The 3,415-nt window shown below is 57.1% G+C and carries 7 protein-coding genes; 2 read left to right on the top strand and 5 right to left on the bottom strand.

The window, feature by feature from the left end; all coding sequences use genetic code 11:
- The coding region (locus tag AC0L2Y_RS25205) for a DUF3363 domain-containing protein (protein WP_473560258.1) at window positions 1-136 on the top strand (136 nt) is incomplete at its 5' end.
- Window positions 137-687: 551 nt separating this feature from the next.
- Here AC0L2Y_RS25205 and AC0L2Y_RS25200 read toward each other — a convergent pair.
- The 5 genes from AC0L2Y_RS25200 to AC0L2Y_RS25180 all read right to left on the bottom strand — a co-directional run bounded on the left by AC0L2Y_RS25200 (window position 688) and on the right by AC0L2Y_RS25180 (window position 2,440).
- Entirely contained in the window at window positions 688-831 is a 144-nt protein-coding gene (locus AC0L2Y_RS25200; RefSeq protein ID WP_352670032.1) for a hypothetical protein, read from the bottom strand.
- A 48-nt stretch (window positions 832-879) separates the two neighbouring features.
- Window positions 880-1,341, bottom strand: a complete 462-nt coding sequence (locus AC0L2Y_RS25195) for an RrF2 family transcriptional regulator (protein ID WP_473560243.1) — start codon at window positions 1,339-1,341, stop codon at window positions 880-882.
- 73 nt (window positions 1,342-1,414) lie between these two features.
- The gene (locus tag AC0L2Y_RS25190; protein WP_473560241.1) at window positions 1,415-1,774 is read right to left on the bottom strand and encodes a group III truncated hemoglobin; all 360 of its coding nucleotides are present in this window, start codon (window positions 1,772-1,774) and stop codon (window positions 1,415-1,417) included.
- Window positions 1,761-1,892, bottom strand: coding sequence for a hypothetical protein (locus AC0L2Y_RS25185; protein WP_473560259.1), 132 nt, complete (start codon window positions 1,890-1,892; stop codon window positions 1,761-1,763). The genes AC0L2Y_RS25190 and AC0L2Y_RS25185 overlap by 14 nt, the downstream gene beginning before the upstream one ends.
- The gene (locus AC0L2Y_RS25180) at window positions 1,832-2,440 is read right to left on the bottom strand and encodes a PTS sugar transporter subunit IIA (RefSeq protein ID WP_473560239.1); all 609 of its coding nucleotides are present in this window, start codon (window positions 2,438-2,440) and stop codon (window positions 1,832-1,834) included. The genes AC0L2Y_RS25185 and AC0L2Y_RS25180 overlap by 61 nt, the downstream gene beginning before the upstream one ends.
- Window positions 2,441-2,869: 429 nt before the next feature.
- Between AC0L2Y_RS25180 and AC0L2Y_RS25175 the strand changes: the two genes are divergently transcribed.
- Window positions 2,870-3,283 (top strand): DUF5602 domain-containing protein, encoded by a 414-nt coding sequence (locus AC0L2Y_RS25175; protein ID WP_352566336.1) that lies wholly within the window; start codon window positions 2,870-2,872, stop codon window positions 3,281-3,283.
- Window positions 3,284-3,415: the final 132 nt, after the last annotated feature.

The raw sequence follows: 3,415 nt of genomic DNA, 5'->3' as shown, positions 1-3,415 counted from the left end.
CGACGGGCTCGGGTTTCAACTGGTGCCGTGGCAGCCCATGCTCGACAAGCGCATCGGCCAGCACATCAGCGGGGTCGCGCAAAGCAGCGGCGGCATCGACTGGAGCTTCGGCAGAAGGCGGGGACTAGGGCTGTGAGCGCGCTCATCGGCGCGGCAGTTTTGGCTCGTAACTATCGCCGGCATATTGCTGCGCCTTTCTGGCTAACGAGTACGGATCGCCGGGCTGAACTGATAGCTTTGCCGACCACAACAGATTGCATTTAATCAGGGCGCTCTGTTCTGCCTTGTACCTGGGATCCACTGCTGCTCGGGCGTCAGCAGTAAAGATCGTAAGTCCCACCAGCATCGCAAGTAAAGAACGCTTCATTGTAGCCCCAAGGAGCGACAGAAGCCGAAATTTCTCTACCTTTCAAGCTTGGCATTTCGGGGGCTAAATGGAGCAGCCCTGCTGCTGCTCATGGGTTTCGACCGACAGGGCGGCCGCGTTCCGTTGCTCGCGGTGCGTCGAGAAGCTCAAGTTGGCAGGGATGAGGAACATTCGATAGCGCCAGGGATTCCTTACTGCTCTACCGCTGGCGAGAACTATCACGAGAGTGCCGCCCTTGATCGTTCAACAAAACACGCACGTGGGCGCTTAGCCTGCAGGAATAAACGTTTTCGACAGCGCCACACGCCGTCGTTGCGAAACTAGACAAACATCATAACGATGATCGCGCCGAGGACTATCAGGACAAGCCCACCTATAAGCATTGGCATCAGACTGTTGTCAGGGTCGATACCAGAATCAATTTCCTTCGTTAGCGGCTTGTCGTTCTTCTTTGATTCGGCCATGACTCATCTCCATCCGAGTAAAGCAGCAAGCGTCTAAACCATGTAATACTACGCCCCGTTGCGTGCCACCCCGGTGCGCACCGATAGTATTGGGCCACCAATGAAGTCTTCCGGCATCAGCGTGATGTCGGTCAGCGTATAGCGGTCAAGAGTGTTCTGGAAGGATGCTATCGCTTCGCCAAACATGCTTGAAAGCTTGCAAGAGCCGGTCAATACGCACTGGTTTGCAGTGGAGAAACACTCAACCAGTGCGAAATCCGGCTCGGTCAATCGCACGACATCGCCGATCCGGATCAACTCGGGCCGGCGCCCCAGAACGAGACCACCGGAACGGCCACGGATCGCCTTCAGATAGCCGCTGCGGGTCAGCGTGTTGGCGACCTTGTTGAGATGCGTCTTCGACACGGTAAAGCTACGCGCAGCTTCCTCGATCGTTATGACCCGGCCACCGGCAGAGGCCGTGTACATCAGCAGCCGCAATGCATAGTCCGAGAAAGCTGTAAGCCGCATGGATGTCTCCTTCCGTCGATCGCTGCGCGTTTGTGGAAACCCTCACAAACCAATCCTGCATCACAGGTCCTTCTCAACGATGGGTTCGATGCCGATCGTGGTCTCGCCGCGATTGAAGGCGGATCGCGAGACGGAAACTGTGAGCGATGCGCAGAGCGCGCTCCATAAAAAGCGCTGCCACCTCGGGCGGGCAGATGCGGCGCACCGTTGTGCGAAACAACTGTAGCCAGCGACGGAAATGCGCCGAGCCGAGGCCGGCTATGGCCAGATGTGGTGGCAGTGGCCGGCCTTCATATCGGGACGTTCGAAGTGACGTCGCAGACCAGAAGTCGCACATCTTCGCAAGATGCTGTGGCCATCGGTCCGGCTCGATCTGATCGTGGAAAATGGGGCCGAGAAGGTCATCGCGATGAATTTCTTCATAAAAAACCATGCACCACGCCGCGGATCATTGTCTCGTCGAGCAGGTCCGGCAGCGGAACGCCATCGACTACGATGTTCTCGTGCTTCGACCATCCTCGCTCATCTGCAACTCCTGCTTTTTCTCCCATGCAAGCCGGTTCAAGCCGTTGGGTTCGCTCCTTGAGGCATCCTCTATAAACATCACGCTAGGCCCGACCCGGGCAGTAGGCAAATTGGCGGAAATTCTCCGATGTGGCCCATTTTCGAGAAAGGCCAACGCCTCATCGGATGAGCGTGCCGATCGGAGTCGCTCCCGAACCTGAGATGCCTGGAGGAGACGACAAATTTGCGAAAGGGCAAGGAGGAAGGCGGAAGTGGCAGAGCGCGGCCAGAGTACCGTGTAAATGAGATCAACAGGATCGTCGTCGGGGCCGTCGAAATCGATGGGCTTGGCCAGACGTGTCAAAGACGCGGCAGGCGAAGAGATTGTGCCAAGTAGAGCGTGAGGGATCGCGACCCCACGACCTAAGCCCGTCGAGCCGCGATACTCGCGGTCAAAAAGGCCACGGAGAACCATCTGCTCGTCAAGCCCGGTCCTTCGCGCAATCCTGATCGCAATTTTTGACAGGGCTGATTGCTTTCCCTTTGTCACAAGATCAAGAGAAATGTCTTCTTCTGACAGGATGGGGCAGATCATCGGAGTCAACCTCAATGTCGATCCCAACCGGGATCGCAAAATGGGGTGCAGCCGCACTGCTTCGGCAGGGCAGAAATGCACCGCGGGATAAGTGGAATTCCCGGCTACCCCGGACGCGAAGCCAGGGCCTTCTCGCGTCCGGGCTAAAGGCCCGTTTTTAAGCGCTTCGGCTCCCGCCGGAAATCGAGGCTGAAAATATACATAGCAGTTCAGAGGTAGTGAAAGTTTTTTTGAAATCAAGCAAACAGTTGCACACCCTAGCAGCAGAAATAATGCACTGAAATGCCAGTTAATTTCGTTTGACGAGCGAAACAGTCTGCTGCTTGCTGGGCGGACGCGAACAGGTCGTGTCGAAAATGGAAATCGCTTTATCAAACAGCCTTCCAGATCTTCGGCCAGCGCAGCTTTATTTCAACAAGGAGATCCGTGATGAAGAAACTCGTCCTCGCAGTTGCCCTGACGACGGGGAGTTCGCTTTGCGCCATGGCGGCGGGTGAGGTTACCAAATCTCCGCCAGCCGCGCCTTACCAGCAGGTCAGCAAGCTTGTGAAGCTGCCCGACTTCCTGCCGGGCATGGGCCAACTCTTCGTCGATCCGACGACATTGCCGGCCGGACCATTCCTTGCCTATGACCACGACGGCAAGCTTGTCAGCACGATTTATATGCTGCCGACCAAGGACCTCAATCCAGACAAGCGTTTTGACGATCTCGCTTCACCCGGAGGCAATGTCGACCATGTCGACGTCTACTACAATGCCGGCCATCCGGGAGTCGAAGAGCCGCATGTCCACGTCGTGCTGTGGCATGTCTCGGCCGCTGACGAGGCCCAGGTCGCCAAATGACACTCACGCGTCGTGAGATACTAAGCGCGGGCGGCGGGCGTTCCCCCCCCCCCAAGCGCGATAGTGTTGGCGGAATGGGCGGCGGGGCGCTGCAAAAAGGGGTTGAAGGGCGCCCCAACCGGTAGGAAAAGA

It is taken from the genome of Mesorhizobium sp. WSM4830 (assembly GCF_055811495.1).
The sequence above is the reverse complement of the archived record's forward strand: the minus strand, read 5'-3'. Positions and strand labels throughout refer to the sequence as shown.